The 16320-nt window shown below is 63.1% G+C and carries 15 protein-coding genes; 11 read left to right on the top strand and 4 right to left on the bottom strand.

Annotated features, from left to right (window positions below):
* Positions 1 to 2: 2 nt before the first annotated feature.
* Positions 3 to 1658, top strand: coding sequence for a ubiquinone biosynthesis regulatory protein kinase UbiB (gene ubiB / locus AAF358_10585; protein ID MEM7705990.1), 1656 nt, complete (start codon positions 3 to 5; stop codon positions 1656 to 1658).
* A 7-nt stretch (positions 1659 to 1665) separates the two neighbouring features.
* On the opposite strand, the gene AAF358_10590 is transcribed toward ubiB, so the two are convergent.
* Entirely contained in the window at positions 1666 to 2151 is a 486-nt protein-coding gene (locus AAF358_10590) for a hypothetical protein (GenBank protein ID MEM7705991.1), read from the bottom strand.
* Positions 2148 to 2741, bottom strand: a complete 594-nt coding sequence (locus AAF358_10595; protein MEM7705992.1) for a carboxymuconolactone decarboxylase family protein — start codon at positions 2739 to 2741, stop codon at positions 2148 to 2150. The genes AAF358_10590 and AAF358_10595 overlap by 4 nt, the downstream gene beginning before the upstream one ends.
* Before the next feature lie 93 nt (positions 2742 to 2834).
* Here AAF358_10595 and AAF358_10600 point away from each other — a divergent pair, with 93 nt between their 5' ends.
* The 10 genes from AAF358_10600 (at position 2835) to AAF358_10645 (ending at position 12236) form a co-directional block, all read left to right on the top strand.
* On the top strand, positions 2835 to 3575 hold the full coding sequence (locus AAF358_10600; protein ID MEM7705993.1) for a sulfotransferase family protein: 741 nt from the start codon (positions 2835 to 2837) through the stop codon (positions 3573 to 3575).
* Complete coding sequence (locus AAF358_10605) at positions 3572 to 4498, top strand: aminotransferase class IV (GenBank protein MEM7705994.1); 927 nt, start codon at positions 3572 to 3574, stop codon at positions 4496 to 4498. Before AAF358_10600 ends, AAF358_10605 begins: the two co-directional genes overlap by 4 nt.
* An 87-nt stretch (positions 4499 to 4585) precedes the next feature.
* Positions 4586 to 4822 carry a hypothetical protein gene (locus AAF358_10610; GenBank protein ID MEM7705995.1) on the top strand — a complete coding sequence of 79 codons (237 nt, stop codon included), beginning with the start codon at positions 4586 to 4588 and terminating at the stop codon, positions 4820 to 4822.
* 8 nt (positions 4823 to 4830) lie between these two features.
* Positions 4831 to 5436: a DUF938 domain-containing protein gene (locus AAF358_10615; protein ID MEM7705996.1), complete on the top strand. Its 606-nt coding sequence runs from the start codon at positions 4831 to 4833 to the stop codon at positions 5434 to 5436.
* Complete coding sequence (locus tag AAF358_10620; GenBank protein ID MEM7705997.1) at positions 5433 to 7721, top strand: hypothetical protein; 2289 nt, start codon at positions 5433 to 5435, stop codon at positions 7719 to 7721. The genes AAF358_10615 and AAF358_10620 overlap by 4 nt, the downstream gene beginning before the upstream one ends.
* 124 nt (positions 7722 to 7845) lie before the next feature.
* Entirely contained in the window at positions 7846 to 8253 is a 408-nt protein-coding gene (locus AAF358_10625; protein MEM7705998.1) for a hypothetical protein, read from the top strand.
* Positions 8250 to 9254: a hypothetical protein gene (locus tag AAF358_10630; protein ID MEM7705999.1), complete on the top strand. Its 1005-nt coding sequence runs from the start codon at positions 8250 to 8252 to the stop codon at positions 9252 to 9254. Before AAF358_10625 ends, AAF358_10630 begins: the two co-directional genes overlap by 4 nt.
* A 157-nt stretch (positions 9255 to 9411) precedes the next feature.
* Entirely contained in the window at positions 9412 to 10890 is a 1479-nt protein-coding gene (locus AAF358_10635) for a M12 family metallo-peptidase (protein MEM7706000.1), read from the top strand.
* Positions 10891 to 10962: 72 nt separating this feature from the next.
* Complete coding sequence (locus AAF358_10640) at positions 10963 to 11448, top strand: GAF domain-containing protein (GenBank protein ID MEM7706001.1); 486 nt, start codon at positions 10963 to 10965, stop codon at positions 11446 to 11448.
* Between the two features lie 152 nt (positions 11449 to 11600).
* Entirely contained in the window at positions 11601 to 12236 is a 636-nt protein-coding gene (locus AAF358_10645) for a hypothetical protein (protein ID MEM7706002.1), read from the top strand.
* Here AAF358_10645 and AAF358_10650 read toward each other — a convergent pair.
* Together AAF358_10650 and AAF358_10655 are read right to left on the bottom strand one after the other, a co-directional pair.
* Entirely contained in the window at positions 12233 to 12742 is a 510-nt protein-coding gene (locus AAF358_10650; protein MEM7706003.1) for a histidine phosphatase family protein, read from the bottom strand. The two genes, AAF358_10645 and AAF358_10650, sit on opposite strands and share 4 nt — an antisense overlap.
* 21 nt (positions 12743 to 12763) lie before the next feature.
* On the bottom strand, positions 12764 to 16264 hold the full coding sequence (locus AAF358_10655; protein MEM7706004.1) for a hypothetical protein: 3501 nt from the start codon (positions 16262 to 16264) through the stop codon (positions 12764 to 12766).
* Positions 16265 to 16320: the final 56 nt, after the last annotated feature.

Consider the following 16320-nt stretch of genomic DNA (forward strand, 5'->3'; position numbering starts at 1 on the left):
ACGTGATTCGCTTCAGGCAGATTCGTCGGCTGGCCGGCATAGCGTCGGTGCTGGCAAAGTACCGGCTGGAAGACGTGCTGGCGAAAACGAGTCTCGCCCGGCTGGCGAGACTTATCGCCTTGGTACAGCCGTGGCGCGCCAAGGCCACCGATGAGCCGCTCTGGCGCCGGCTGCGGATGGCGCTGGACGACCTGGGCCCGATCTTCGTCAAGCTTGGGCAGATGCTCTCCACGCGCCGCGACCTCCTCCCGAAAGACATCGCCGACGAGCTGGCTCTCCTGCAGGACCGCGTCGCCCCGTTTCCCGGTGACCAAGCCCGAGCCGCGGTGGAAAAGGCCCTGGGCCAGCCAATCAGTGAAGTGTTTTCCGAATTCCAGGACGAGGCGCTGGCTTCAGCATCCGTGGCCCAGGTGCACGCCGCGGTGCTGGCCAATGGCGACGAAGTTGTCGTTAAGGTGCTTCGGCCGGGCATCGCCGCGCGGGTCCGGCGAGATCTTGAGCTGATCAATATCCTCGCCATGATGGTGGATCGTTTCTGGACCGGGGCGGCCAACGTTCGTCCCGTGGAGCTGGTGGCGGAACTGGCCGGAACCCTGCACAACGAGCTGGATCTGCAGCGTGAGGCAGCCAACGCGTCGCAGCTGAAGCGCAACTTCACCGGCGACCGGGAACTCTACGTCCCATCCATTTACTGGGACTATACGTTTCGTCAGGCGATGGTGATGGAGCGGGTCTACGGTATTCCTATCGACAACGTTGAGGCCCTGCGCGAGGCCGGCGTCAATATGAAGCTCCTGGCTGAACGGGGCAACCGCATTTTTTACACCCAGGTCTTCCGGGATAACTTTTTTCACGCTGATATGCACCCCGGGAATATCCTGGTGGACGCAACCGACCCGGCGGATCCGACCTACATCGCCCTCGACTTTGGGATCGTCGGCAGCATGCCGTCCGAACACCTCTACTACCTTGCGGAAAACTTTCTGGCGTTTTTCAACCAGGACTATCGCCGTGTCGCCGTGCTCCACATGGAGGCGGGCTGGATTCCAGCCGATTCACGCATCGACCAGGTCGAGTCGGCGGTGCGCGCGGTGTGCGAGCCGCAGCTCTCTAAGCCGCTGGCCGAAATCTCCATAGCGCAGGTGCTGTTCCAGCTCTTCGACGTGGCGCGGCAATTCCAGCTGACCGCACAGCCGGAGCTGATCCTGCTGCAAAAGACGCTGCTCAACATCGAAGGCGTCGGGCGCCAGGTCTACCCCGAGCTGGATATCTGGACCACGTCGAAGCCGGTGTTGGAAAAGATCATGGCCGACCGGTTGGGCGTTGATGCGGCCACCAAGGATCTGCAGGAACACCTGCCCGCCTGGCTGGCGCGGGCCCCTAGGGTCCCCGGCATGCTGTTTGATTCGCTGGAGAAGATCAGTGCCGGCAAGCTCGAGACGCGGCTCAAAAGTGACGATCTCAAGGCCATCAGCAACCTGATTCAGCAGCGGAGCAACAACACGGCGTGGGCGGTGTTTGCGGCGGGCTTTGCCATGATCGCGACCCTTCTGGGGCTGTTTGGGCAGCCGCACACCCAGGTCCTGGGCATGTCGCTTTGGCCGACGCTGTCCGGCCTGGCGGCCGTTTGGTGCGGCTGGCGCGCGATCCGCAGCTAGCCTTCCGCTACTCCAGATTTTGGATAACGGTGAGCACCGCTTGACGACAACGGTTCAGCGTTTCGTTCAGCGCCTGATCGGCCTGCTCCGCCGCCGTTCGGTTTTCACCGCGCAACGTGTCGACCGACGTTGACCAATCATCCAACAGGGCTTGCATCGTCTGCGGCACCGGCTCAGGCAGCAGCATGCTCAGCGTATGGCCTGCCTTCAGCTCACCCCAGCCGTCCACCCACAGCTCGGTGCGCCTGTCGGTGGGATAGACCATCGCGTTGACCACCGACTGGAACTGCTCGAGATGGTTGATGACCTCGAAGGCCGCATGTCGCAGGTTGCGCTGCTGCTCGGTGGTCTCGTTGCGCCAGGTGTTGTAGCTGAGGCTGCAAACGGCAATCGCCAGGCTGATCAGCGCCACGGCGTTGCGCTGGAGCTGGGCGGCGAAGGACGACCGCGGCGCCGCGTCCGCGTCCGTCGGCGTCTCTCCGGCGCTGCTCATGGCCGGTGTTTGCCGCCGTCCCAGCCGCCGGACGCGAGCACGCGATCGCCCATGCGGGTTGGCGACTCTTCGATTTCGGTTGCCATGGAGTCATTCCAGCGATTGAGAAATCCATAGAGGCAAACGGCGCCCAGAATTTCGCAGATCTGATTGTCGGTCCAGTGCTCGCGCATGCGCTCCATCAGAGGCTCGTCGACCGCGTTGGGCACAGAACCCGCCGCCAGCGCGTAGTCCAGCGCAACCCGCTCAGCCTCGGTGTAATGATCGCTGGTCTGGTAGTCCCAGATTGCGTCGATTTTGGCCTGACTGATCCCGTGGATTTCAGCCGCCACCAGCGAGTGAGCTTCGCAATACTGACAGCCCGCCGCCCGGCTGGCGAAGTGAGCGATCAGCCGCATGAAGCCCAGATCGACCTCACCGTCAGGGTCCATCACGGCGTTGGTCAGCGCCCCGAATCCTTCGACCATCTTCGGCTTCCGCTGCATGGTCTTAAGGCTGTTGGGCACAAATCCCAGAATGCGTTCAAAGGTCTCAAAGGTGTCGGCAAGCTCCGGCGTGGTCGACGTCGGCAGAGGGGTCATATGAGCCATGGGAAGGGTTCTCCAGTTGAACAGATTGGGGGTTTTCGGGGCCCTTGGCGCGAGTTCGGCAGGCCGATATGATGCGCCAATTTGGGGGCAGCGATGAACAGCGGGCATTGTAAGCGAATCTGTTTGTGGTCGGGGCCCCGCAACGTGTCGACGGCTGTGCTTTACGCCTTTGACCAGCGCCAGGACACGGTGGCGGTGGATGAGCCGCTTTACGGCCACTACCTGAGCACCTCCGGGGCCGATCACCCCGGGGCGGAGAAGATTCTGCCGCTGCTTGAGCACGATGGGGAAAAGGTGATTCGGGAAACGGTGCTGGGTCCCTGCGAGAAGCCGGTCCTATTTCTTAAGCTGATGGCTCACCACCTGCCGGGCCTGGACCGCGCCTTTATGGATCACACCAGCAACGTGATCTTGACGCGAAACCCGCGAGAGGTGCTGGCGACGCTTCGCTTCCAGGTGAAACATCCCACCATGGCCGACGCGGGCTATGACCAGCAGGTGGCGCTGCTGGAGCGCTATCCCGGGATGCCGGTGCTGGACGCCAAGCAGCTGCTGCTCAATCCGGCAGCGGTGCTTCGCGAGCTGTGCGACCGGCTGAGCCTGCGCTTTAATGAGGCCATGCTGAGCTGGCCCGAGGGCCCCAAAGCCTGCGACGGACCCTGGGCACCGTATTGGTATCACAACGTCCACAAGTCCCGGGGCTTTGCGCCCTTCCAGCCGTCCGCCAAGATTATGCCGGCTGAGCTGGAACCGCTGCTCAAGGAATGCCAGCCGCTATACGAAACGCTGCTCGAGCGGGCGATCCGCGCCCCCGATCTGGAGTCCACGAAATGATTGAAAGAGAACAGCTTCTACCCGAGCTGAGCGACCCGCGCAACGCCGATATCCTGGTTCACGTGGCGGGCCGGCTGCTGTCCAGGCAGGAGGCCCGCGTATCGGTTTTCGATTCGGTGGTGCAGGGCGGGGATGCGGTTTGGGAAGGCCTGCGGGTCTATGACGGCCGGATCTTCATGCTCGATCCGCACCTCGATCGCCTGATCGATTCGGCGAAAGCGCTCGCCTTCGCGGGTGTGCCCGGTCGGGACGAGATCAAGCAGGCCATCTTCGAGACGCTCGAGGCCAACGGCATGCGCGACGGGGCGCATATCCGGCTGACGCTGACTCGGGGGGAGAAGATCACCTCCGGCATGAGTCCCGCCTTCAACCGCTTTGGCCCAACGCTGATCGTTCTGGCGGAGTGGAAGCCGCCGGTCTACGACAACGCGGCGGGTATTCGCCTGATCACCTCAGCGATCCGGCGCAACACCAGCCAGTGCCTGGACTCCAAGATTCACCACAACAACCTGCTCAATAACATCCTGGCCAAAATTCAGGCCAACGTGGCTGGCGTCGACGATGCGCTGATGCTGGACGTGGCGGGATTTCTGTCTGAGACCAATGCCACCAACGTGTTTGTGGTGCACGGGGACAAGCTGCTGACACCGCACGCAGACTCCTGTGTTCCCGGTGTAACCCGGGCGACTGTGCTCGAGCTAGCCGGCGAACTGGGAATCCCGACCGAGGAGCGCAACGTGTCGCTCACCGAAGCGCATGCCGCTCAGGAGATGTTCACCACCGGCACCATGGGCGAGCTGTCGCCGGTGATCGAGCTCGACGGTCGGCAAATCGGCGACGGCGGCTGCGGGGCCGTTACGCGCCAGCTGCAGGACGAATACGCAAGCCGGACCCGTTCGCTGGGCGAACCACTCCCGTTCTGATGGGTCCGGCAAAAACCAGGACCTGGCGCACCGATTGAGCGGATGCCGTGGGCTATACTCGACGCTGACTTGAACGAGGCACAGGTCATGAAAAGAACCCTGACGCGCGCCGCGGTACTGCTGGTCCCGATGGTGCTGGTTGCGGGCTGCTTTAAGCAGCCGACCAAAGAAGAGCTGTGGGAGGCCGACACGGCGCGGCGCGAGCAGTGTGACGAGATGTTAAAGGAACTGCAGAACGCCAAAGATCGACCGCTGATCCGGCTGACGCTCCAGGAAAACTACAACCAAACCTGCGTTAACAACTACCCGGATCCACCAGGCTGACGACCCCCTTGGAGCTGCCTTTTGCCCCAGCCTGCGAGCGAAACCAGGAGCCAATCCGGCAGGCGTTGAGCAAGGTCTTTCCCCGGACGGCGCACATCCTGGAGCTGGCGTCCGGCACGGGTCAGCACGGGGTCTACTTCGCTCGCCACCTTGCCCATCTCACCTGGCAGTGCACAGATCTTCAGTCCGTGCTGCCCGGCCTTGGCGCCCGGATTAAGCAGGCGGGGCTGCCCAACCTGCCGCCGCCGCTGGCGGTCGACGTGAGTTGCCCGGACTGGCCTCAGACCTCGCCTGAGCTGGCGGCGGACGGGATCTTCGCCTGCAATATCCTGCATATCGCTAGCTGGCAGGCAGCGGTAACCCTGTTTGCGGGGTGCGCACGGCTGCTGGACGCCGGGTCCACCCTGGCCATCTACGGGCCTTTCAATGAGAACGGTTTCACCTCTGAGGGCAACGCCTCGCTGGATGCGTGGGCCCGCGAATCATTTCCCGGCGGCGGGCTGCGGGAACTGGCAGATGTTGCCCGTCTGGCGACGGACAGCGGCTTTTCTGAACCCGAGGTGACGCAGATGCCCGCCAACAACCTCGTGCTGACGCTGGTGCGCGCCGCTTGATCACCCAGACCGCCCTGGCGCTGTTGCTGCTGCCGGGACAAAGCATCTGGCAGCCGCAGGGGCCCGCACCGATCAGCGGCGGTCAGATCGAAAACGTGGCCGGCTCGCCGGTGGCCGGTGCGGTCAACGCGCTGGCACCGCACCCCGAAAACCCGGACGTGCTGCTTATCGGGAGCGTCAATGGCGGCATCTGGCGCACGACGAGCGCCACCGCTTTAGTTCCGCAGTGGGAGCCATTGACGGACGACCAGCCTTCCCAGTCCATCGGGGCGATCAGGTTCGACCCCACCGACAGCACGCGTCAAACCCTGGTGGCAAGCTTTGCCCGTACGTCGGCCTTCAACACCGAAGGCGGCAGCCGCAGCGGCGCGCTGCGCACCACCGACGGCGGCGATACCTGGGTTTTGCTGGACGGTTTGGCGGGACGCAACCTGGTGGCGGTGGAGGCTAGCGGTGACGTGCTGCTGGCCGCCAGCGACGGCGGGGATAGCGGCACCTGTGAGGATCTGGGGCTCTTCCGCAGCGTTGATGCGGGGCTTAGCTGGGACGTGGTCGACAATGGCCTGCCCGTCGCGGTGATCGAAGCGCTCGGTCGTGACCCGGTCAACCCGGACGTGCTTTACGCCGCGGTCCTGCTGGCATCACTCTGCCAGCCTGAGGGCCAAAACGGCCTTTACCGGAGCGAAGACTTTGGCCAGAGCTGGGTCAAGGTCAGTCCACCAGCGGCCGTATCAGCGATCGATACGCTGCTTGAAGACGTGCCGGGCAGCCACGCGGAGCTGGCCGTCGGCCAGGCAGGCAACGTGTTTGTGGCGCTGGTCCCCGGCAGCACGCGCCGCCTGGAAGGCGTGTTCTTCAGCGGTGACGGAGGCGACACCTGGCTAACGCTCGACCTGCCGGGAAGCTTTGAGCCCAGCTTCCGAGGCGTTAACCCGGGTCGTCAGGGTTTCATTCACCTGTCGCTAACGGCAGATCCGCAAAGTGCCAACATCGTCTATATCGGTGGCGACCGTCAGCCGCAGAGTGATGCCGGCGAGTTTCCCAACTCGATTGGCGCCACCGATTTCTCCGGGCGCCTGTTTCGAGGGGACGTCAGTCAGCCGGCCGGCTTTCAGTGGACCGCGCTGACCCATGCGGGGACGTTTGCCGGCTCTTCGCCGCACGCCGACTCACGGGAGATGGCGTTTGACGCCGCCGGCTCGCTGCTGCAGGTCGATGACGGAGGCGTTTACCGCCAGTCGGCGCCTCGAGGATTTTTTGGCGACTGGTTCTCGCTGAACGGTAACCTGCAGATCACCGAGACACATGACGGCGCGCTCGACGTCCTGGCCAACGTTGCGCTGGGCGGCAATCAGGACAACGGCTCCACGCAGCAGGTGATGGCGGGGCAGCTCGAGTGGGAAACGGTCAATGCGGGAGACGGCGGTGATGTGGCTGTAGCCGTGATGGGTCCGGAGTCAATCCGTTTTCACAGCTTTGCCTTTTTCGGCAGGCCAACTCGCAGCGTCTACCTCGCCGACAATTCGCTCCAGTCCCGGACCGAACTGGCCCTGGTGCCGGTCAGTAAGAGTCCGGCATTGGTAGGGCAGTTCAACACCCCGGTGGCGGTAAATCGCGATAATCCGATGGCCCTTCTGATCGGTGCCGATAACGGCCTGTTTGAATCGCTGGATCAAGGTGACACGGTCCGCCAGCTGGTGGAGGAGGTAGTTCCGACCGGACTGCTGGGCAATCCGCTGATCTTCGGCGCGCCGGGTGCTCCTGACCTGATCTACGCCGCGGGCTGCAATGGACCTTGCGGGGCGAGCCAGCTCGGCCAGCTGTGGCTGCGCCGGCCCGGCGACGAGGAGTTCCACAGCATATACACGGGGCAGGACGCGGGCGGGATCACCGCAATTGCCGCGGGGCCAGATGCCGAGACTGTCTTTGTGATGGAACGCAGCCGCATCGTTCAGCTGCGGGCGTTCGGCGACACCGCCTTTGACGTGAGCGGCGATTTAGCCAACCTCGACCCGGGCCGGTTTCGCAGCCTGCTCTGGGTACCGGGTGACGCGGACGCCGCCCTGCTGGCGGGTACCGATCGCGGCGTCTACGTGGCGTTTGACTCCGGCGATTACGAGGCCTGGTCCCGGGTTGGCGATGGGTTTCCCCAGACGCTGGTCTTCGATCTGGACGTGGATGCAGCGCGCGATCGCGTGCTCGCATCAACGATGGGCCGGGGGAGCTATTCGCTGGACGGTCTGCTCCAGCGGCTGCCGCGGGTTTTTGCCAGCGGCTTCGAATAGTGGCGTACTCAGGCCATAGATCTCGCATTATTTAGTGGGTCTTGCGGAATTTTCTGTCCCGCCAGCGAGCATGACAGGCTCACCACACGGCCCACCAGACCAATGAGAGAAAGGAGAATCTGTCATGAAAACCTGTCGATGCATGGTGCCGGGGGCGCCAGCCAACGCTGACCGAAAGATTGGAGACTCAGCGAAGCTGCTGGCGACGCTACTGACGGCAGGCGCACTGTGGGCTGGCCGGCCCGCTGCGGCGCAGGACGTTGGGCCCACCCAGCATGTCAATGACAAATCGAAGGCGTTCGAACCGTTTGTCCCCGACGCCAAAACGCTCGCGCTGCTCGATCGCTCGAGCACCTACCTGAGCCAGCCCGGCTTCGACGGGCGGCGGCGCCTCGTGACCAATGGCGGTCACCAGCACGTGCTGATGGCGCGCGTGGGGCCGGACGGCAAAATTGAAATGTTCTGCGCGGCCAGTGCTCACGCCGCCCAGACCTGGGGGTCCGCTCCACGGCTGCCGGAGCAGGAGCGATGAGTATCCGCAACACGTGGGTCAGCGTGCTGCTGCTGGCTGGGATATTGAGCAGCCTGCCTTCGTGGGGCGCAGATATTCAGTTCCAGTTCAACGCCGGGTTCAGCGATCCTCGACCCGCGACGCCGCAGCCCGGCAATCCCGGGACTACCCTGGGGGAGCAGCGCCGAAATCTCTTTGAAGCCGCAGGACAGGTGTGGGGCGGCATCATCAACAGCCAGGTGACCATCGTTGTTGAGGCGGAGTTTGCGGACCTACAGTGTGGTCCGGGTGGCGCGGTCCTCGGCTCAGCGGGGAGCGGCTTTTCCAGCAATTCCAATCTAATGGGCGGCCTGGTGCTGTATCCGCCTGCGCTGGAGAACGCTTTGCTCGGCTCGGATCAGGACCCCGGCCAGGCTGATATCCAGGCGCGCTTTAACGAAAACCTCGACGACGGTAATTGCCCTGGCTTTGGCGGTTTCTATTACGGCCTGGACAACAACGCCGGGCCCGGTGAGTCGGCGCTTTTCTCAACGGTACTGCATGAAATCGCCCACGGCCTCGGCTTCAGCTCGCTGATCGGATCCGACGGGACGCTCCCGATGTCCGGGGCAACGGAATTCCCGGGGATCTTTGACCTGTTTCTTTTCGACGCCAATGACGGTCCGAACGGCACGCTGCTGGTCGATCTGAGCGTGGTCGATCGTGCGGCATCGGTTCTCGATGATCCAAACCTGGTCTGGGACGGCCCCAACGTGAATGGGGCGCTGGCCGGACAGATCACCGGCGGTATCAACGGCGGGCGGCTGCGTATGTATGCGCCGGCAGCATTCCAGGGCGGGTCGTCGGTTTCTCACTTCAGCACGGACGTGACGCCAAACCTCCTGATGGAGCCGTTTCTAACGCCGGATCTGACCCCAGGCGCAACCGACCTGACGCCTCTGTTGTTTCGGGATCTGGGCTATACCGTTTCGGTGCCCGCAGCGGACCTGGTTTTTGCTTCGGGCTTTGAAGGCGGGCCCTGAGACTCAGGGCTCTTCACCGATAAGCCGCTTCGAGTGTGACAGGGTACTCACTTCTCGTCATCGATTTGTAAGGCAGTGCGAAGCTGAGGCGTAAGTCACGGTTTCTACAGGTTTTCTATAGCAGCTTCACCCCATTGTCGGCCGCAGGATGCGCCCCATGGGGAAACCAACAGGGAAATACCGTTTTAGACGAGAGCGGGGGGGCTTCGCCGGCTTCGCGCTGCTCCTTTCTCTGTCGTCATTGCCGGCGTTCGGCCAGGATCAGGCGTTTGGCCATCAGCCAAAGTTTCTGGAGGCGTTGCAGGCTCCGGAAAGTCCGACCATCTCGCAGACCGTCTCGCTGAGCCGCGCGGACGTTGCGAAGCTGACGTCCGCGGTGATCGGCGATCCGGTGTCCGTCGCTGCGCTCAGCCTCGGACTTGCCAAAGGCGCCGCCATGGAGTTCAAGCGGATTGCGATCCGCGCTCCCGGCGCCAGGGTTGTGGTGGATGATGGCGTCAGCGCCCGGGAGCTTCCGCCGACGCGGCGCCGGTTTTTTCTCGCCCACAGCGCAACCGGCGGGGCGAGTTTCTCGCTGGATCCTGAGAGCGGCCGGGTTCACGGCCTGCTGGTGGATGGCGGCCACAGCTATCAAATCGACGGGGGCGCTGACGGCAGCGGCGGCCTGACGATGAATCTCAAGAGCCTGCGCGAAGGACGCAGCCGGGCAGGCTTCTCGTGCGGCCAGAACCACACACATAAGGCCGAGTATCGAGCGCCCGCGATCGGTCGAGCCCTGGCGGCGGGCCGAACGCCCGGCGTAAGGCCGATGGCTCCGAGCATGCGGCTGGGCCTCAAGGGCAGCGGTCAGGTGCTGTATCAGGCGGTGATTGCTGTAGACACGGACAACGAGTTTCTCTTTGATAAGTTTGCCAACAACACCGGCAACGCCCAGGACTGGGTTGAAGATGTTTTTGTTGCCATGAACGCCTTTTATGAGCCCGACCTGGGGCTGCGGCTGCTGCTGGGTGACCTGATTCTCCGCATCGACAACACGCCGGCCAACGACCCGGACTACAACGCTGATCCCGAAGACTTCAACACCGGTCTGTCCCAGTTTCGCAGCTATTTCCAGAACAATGAGAACGGTCGGGCACGGAGCTTTACGGCACTGTTTTCGGGCCGAGATATTTCTTCCCGATCGTTCAGCGGCGTGGCGTATGTGGGGGCCTACTGCAACAGCTTCAGCTATTCGCTCAACCGCATCGGCAGCCGCTCGAGTCCAGCATTTATCGCTGGTGGCGTCGGTCACGAGATTGGCCACAACCTCGGCTCATCGCATACCCACTGTGAGGCGCTGCGTCCGAACGGCGGTTTTGTCGACCAGTGCTACTCCCGCCAGCGCAACGGCTGCTACGAAGGCCCAACCTCATGCCCGTCCGGCGTCGATGGCAGCCTGATGAGCTACTGTCACGCCGGCGCGTCCGGCTTTGACGGGAGCGGCCCGGCTGAGGGCACCAGCGAGCGCTGCAGCGTCAGCGACTACTTTCACCCGTTGATTATCGGCAAGCTCGATAGCCGCATCGCCAGCAACAACCCCTCGTGCATCGCCGATTTCGATGATCTGGACCTGCTTCTCCGCGACGGGTTCGAGTAGCCTCTTAGGCGTTGCGTTAATCGGCATTGCTGAGCTGCTAGCATAGGCGCCCGCCTAAGCTGTTGCCCCGCTATGACCTTTGCGTTTGCGATCGACCCCAAGCTCCCTTCAGAACAATTCTATGAGGCGCTGCTCAGCGCTGCCGAAAGCCTGCTGCGTGGTGAGCCGGATCGGGTGGCCAATGCCGCCAACCTGAGTGCGCTGATTTACTCGCAGCTGTCCGACCTCAACTGGGCGGGATTTTATCTGTTTGACGGCCGCGAGCTTGTGGTGGGTCCGTTTCAGGGGTTGCCGGCCTGCGTGCGTATCCCGCTGGGCAAAGGCGTCTGCGGGACCGCCGCGGCCGAACGACGCACGCTACGGGTTGACGACGTGGATCAGTTTCCCGGACACATCGCCTGCGACAGCGCGAGTCGGTCCGAGTTGGTCATTCCCCTGATCAAAGATGACGAGCTGCTCGGCGTGCTGGATCTCGACAGCCCAAAGCGTTCCCGCTTCATGGACGAGGACGCGCGGGGGCTCGGCAGACTGGCCGAGCTTTGGGTTGCCGCCAGCTGACGGTCGAACAAAGGTCATAAAATTGTAATAATTTGGTTAAGAGGCCGGTCCTGTTGGATGTGGGACCGAACCTAAGGGGGCCGACTATGACAACATGCAAAACGCCCAGCGCTGCTTTAATCCCGCAACGCCAAAGCCGGAAAGGCTGGTGGATGGGCATCCGACTGACCACCTATTTTATCCTGCTGGGCCTGCTGGCGCTGGTGCCGGTGCTGGATCTGGATCGGCCCAATCTACTGCTGGAGAATCAGCTGTTCACCGAATCTTCGTTTGTTGAGCTGACGCAGCTGGTATTGCTGGCAGCGTCGCTGATCGCCGTCAGTTCTCTGTGGCGCTGTGCGCAATATGGCCCTTTTGGAGCCTTTCTGGGGTTCCTGCTCGCCGGCGCCATGGTCCGGGAAATGGACTTTTTTCTCGATCGATGGTTCTTTGACGGCGCGTGGCAGGTGCTGCTGTCCGTGCTGCTCGGCGCTACCGTGGTTTACCTGTGGCCTCGGCGTAGCGTTCTGTGGCAGCGCTTGGGTGAGTTTACCCAGACGGTTGGGTTCGGCATGATGTTCAGCGGTTTTGCCGTCGTCATGGCCTTTTCCCGCCTGTTTGGTCGCGACAGCTTTTGGCGGCAGGTGATGGGCAGTGGCTACGACCGGTCGGTTAAAAACCTGGCGGAAGAAAGCGTGGAGCTGTTGGGCTACGCCATTCTTACGGTCGGCGTTGTCGAGTGCGTGCTGGCGCTTCGCGCCGCTGCGCAGCGAGAAGCGCTCTGTGGCCAAGCCAGCAGTCCGAGCTAAATTTCGACCAGTCTTTCCAAAACGGCGGCGCTGGATGGCTGCAGCGGCCCCGCGTCAGGGTCCGTCACGCTGAGAATCAACGCGTCACCCGGCGCCAGCGATTCGCGCTGACCGGTGAGAACGCTGGCGAGGTCGGAGAGCCCGGGATTGTGCCCCACAAGCATGGTGCAGCCAGCGCCTGATGCCTCAAGGACGCGGATCAGGTCACCCGCACTCGCCTCGTAGATACCCTCCAGAAAAGTTGGATCCGGCCCGTCCGGCATGGCCATCGCGGCCGTCTGGCGTGTCCTGACGGCCGGGGAAACCAGCAGCCGATCGACGGCGGTCAACGCTTGCCCCAGCTGACGACCTCGGGCCAGCGCCGTGTGTTCCCCGTCCAGCGTCAGCGGCCGCTCTCGGTCAGGCCCGTCGAAATGATAGTCAGCCGCGGCATGGCGCAGGACCACAAGCCGGTGGATCGGACTCGCCGTTCCATCGGGCATCGAGTCTGGCGCAGCCGCCGTCACCGCCGAACTCTCGGGCGCCAATCAGTTTGGCGGCGTGATCTGCTGGAGCGGGAGATTGCTTCGCTGCCACTGGATCTCGACGTCACCGCCAACCTGCACATCCATGCTGTCGAGCTGCTGGCTGCTGTCGCCGTTGATCGTACGCTCCATGGTCCCGCCGGTGAGAATACTTGGCGTGGTCCAGGTGCAGCCTGGACAGTGGGCCTTGAAGCTCGCGAGATCCGCTGATCCCTGGCTGTTGAGCACGGTGCCGTCGGAGGCCACCACAACCCAGCGCGGCTGTCCCTGCGTGTCGTAGAAATAGACCGCGCTGAACTCCTGATCGCCCTGGCGATGGGTTCCGATCCCCCAGCCGCCTTCATCACCGTTAAAGTACTGATCGGTGGTTACCGGATCGACGTCAGCGGTTGAGCTCAGGTCGAAGAAACTCAGCAGCTCACCGCTGGATTCGCCGTCGATCTCGAACGTCATCACCGCTTCAGACTCGTTCAGAAAGCTGATGCGCGCCTGGCCGACCACCTGACCCACCGGGGTATTCTGGCGGATGTCGCCGCTGAGCTGGAAGCGGAAGATGTCGGCGGTCACCGTATCGTTGACCAGCGACTGGTCGCCGATGGACTGCACGTAGTACCAAAGCGGCAGGCGGTTTTTCTCCGCGGTGTACCACGCGGAATAGAGCTGATCGCCGGCAAAATGCACCTCGATACCGTTGCCGGGCCGCAGGGCGTTGAACCAGAAGCCCTGTCTCGGCGCCACCGTCGGGCCGCTGTCACCCTGACAGCTGGTGATCACGTCACAGTTCTGGGCCACCTGGCCGGAAATGACGGACGCTGAGCCGGTGCTCGAAAAGCCGCCGGCGTGCACGCTGCCAAGGTAGTCGACGGAAAAGCTGTCGCCGCAGGCAAACGATTCGTTGAGCTGCACCGTCACGTCCACCTGGGAGGAACCGCCGCTGCCCACGGCGCCGACGGCCAGGGCGCTCCTCTCCAGTTGAATATCGCCGGACAGGCCGGGGCTGTCGGCGCTCGGGTGGAAGATACATACGGCGCTGTTGTCCGGGACGGAATTGGGCTCATTGCAGGCGTAGGTCAAGCCGTCGAACGGCGGGTTAGCCTGACTCTGGATGCCGATCGTCTGTGAATCACCCTGGCGGCCGTTGCCGGGGCCGTACTGATAGACGATCTGGTTCGTGCCGTCGTAAAGAATCGCCTGGAAGTCGAAATTGGGAGAGCTGGGGCCGCCGAAAAAGCCATCGACATTCCATTGGAAGATGTTGCAGCCGGCGGAACCTGCAGATTCGCCGGGTCTTGGGCAGTTCTCAAAGTACTGGTGGTAGGCCGTTTGGATCACCACGTCGTCGTGCAGCGGATAGATGCGACCGCCGGTGCCCGAGCTGACCGCCGTCGGCAAGGGGCAGTCGTTACTGACATCGCCGCCGATGTCCTGCTGACTGGTGGAGATGTAGCCGTTGGTCGACACGGTTACACCGGTCAGATTGGTGCCGTAGAAGTCAAAGCCGGTGCCACCCAGCGTGACGTCAGCCCAGCCGTCGTCTTCAGCCGCTGCCTGATTACCGTCGGTGGCGGTGAAATTAAGCTGGGTGCCGGTGCCTGCGATGTCCTGAAAGCTGAAGCTGCATGAGGGCTCCTGGCTGTCGGCAAACGTGTACCCAAAGCTGTCGGGGCCGCCAAAGCGCTTTGCCGCGCCGCTGGCGCCGCCGGCCGGCGCAAACGCGGCGAAGGTGTCCACCGCGGACGCGCTGCCGCTGTTGCGGAGTGTAACCGGATAGGACCAGGACTCGCCCGGTTCAATTTGGCTGTCGCCGTCGCCGCACACTTCAGCCGGTTGGCCCACCTGGGAGAGGTCCAGCGCCGGCGCTTCCACCACAGCCCCGAGACTGGCGCTGCTGCGGCAGCCGGCGCCGTCGATGATCCCGACTGTGACAGTGCCGGAAAACGGCTCGTGATAGATCGCCGAGACGTTGGCGTCCGTGGAATCGGTCAGGCCGTCACCGTCGACATCCCAGCTGAAGGTGTAGGGAGCCTGGCCACCGCTGACCGCAGCGCTGAAGTCCGCCGATTCGCCGACCGAGAAAACGCCGCCCTTGGTGCTGGACATCTGGACCTGAGGCGCGTCACAGCCGGAGCGCCCGTTGAAGGTCATGGCGCCGGTGTTGGTCGGATCAAGCCAGTCGGACATCCGGCCGCTGGGGGTGCCGTTACCGGTCCACGATACGTCCATCCGCCCGTACCAGTCGGGCTGATCGTTGTCCTGCGCGGTGCCGCCGCTGCACGCGGCAAAGCCGCCTTCCAGCTGGCCGACAAACAGGCCGTTGTTGTTCCAGATGCCTGAACCCGACGAGCCGCCTTCGGTGGTGCCCGTATCCCAGGCCGCGATCCGCCAGTGGGTGCTGGAGCCGTCGCAGCCGCCGAGATACGGTGACTTGCAGAGTTCGTCGAAGTCGAAGCTGATACGCTTGGCGTGGCCCGCCGGATGGTGGATGCCGGCGACGCCGGCCACACCATTGCCGGTGTGATCCCAGCCCGAATAGAACACGTTGTAGGACGCCGGTGGCGTCTGGTTCAGGCGCAGCAGCGTGAAGTCAGACGGTGCGTAGGTCGACAGCAGCGAGGTGCCTTCGATAGTGTCGGTGAAGCCGCCGCGTGAGATGGCCTGGCCGCTGCTGACGCTGCCCGGCGCCCGGCACTGGTCGCTTTCGTAGTTGAAATACACAACAACCGAGTTCGCTTCTGCCTCCGTAGACAAGCAGTGGTTGGCAGAGCTGAAAATGCGGTCGTCATTGCTGGTCGTGTTGAGCATCTGGCCGCTGCAGACAAACGAGCTGCCCCCGCTCTGGAAGGTGAAGTGCCCGACCGATGCAATCTGATCCTCCCAGGTACTGCGATCAGGGCAAGCCACATCCACGTTACAGGCGCCGGATTTCTGCAGCTCCCCGGGCTTCCAAAATTCCCGGTAACCTGATGAGACCTGACCGACTTTGAGCTTCGCGTGGGCCAACGCTGCGGGGTCTCCCGTGACCTCGATCGTGAGCGAGTCGCCGGGTACAAACGGCATCGGTAGAACGTTCTGTGCGTTGTTGTGCTGATCCGTGTAGGGTCCTCGAACCCATTCCCGAGAGCTGTCGTAAACGTAGACCGACACGCCGCGGGGAAGCCAGAAGTGGCTGAAAACCAGGTCGAGCGACGTAGCGCCTGGCGAACTGATATTCCAGGCGAAGCTGCCGGCGCTGTCGCCAGCGGCCGCCGGCTCCAGCCACTGCTGCACGGGCTGGCTCAGCGCGTAGCGTACTCGGCCGCTGACATAACCCCCGTCAGCAAATTTTTGGGCGTCGTCAGCCCGTTCGGCGGCGGCGTCAACGCCGGCCACTTTGAGTTCGCCAAGCACGCGAGCTGCGCCAAATTTGGGCTCCGGCGCGCTGGGGCCTGGGACGGCAGTCTGGGCGTACGCCTGACCTGCGCCAACTAGAAAAAAGAAAGCTGTGGCAACTAGGGTGTGCTTCATCGATTTTACATCCAAATCGGTCATGCCTGAATGATATACCGTCTACATCAAAAAAC

Source organism: Pseudomonadota bacterium (assembly GCA_039033415.1).
GTDB lineage: Bacteria > Pseudomonadota > Gammaproteobacteria > Xanthomonadales > SZUA-38 > JANQOZ01.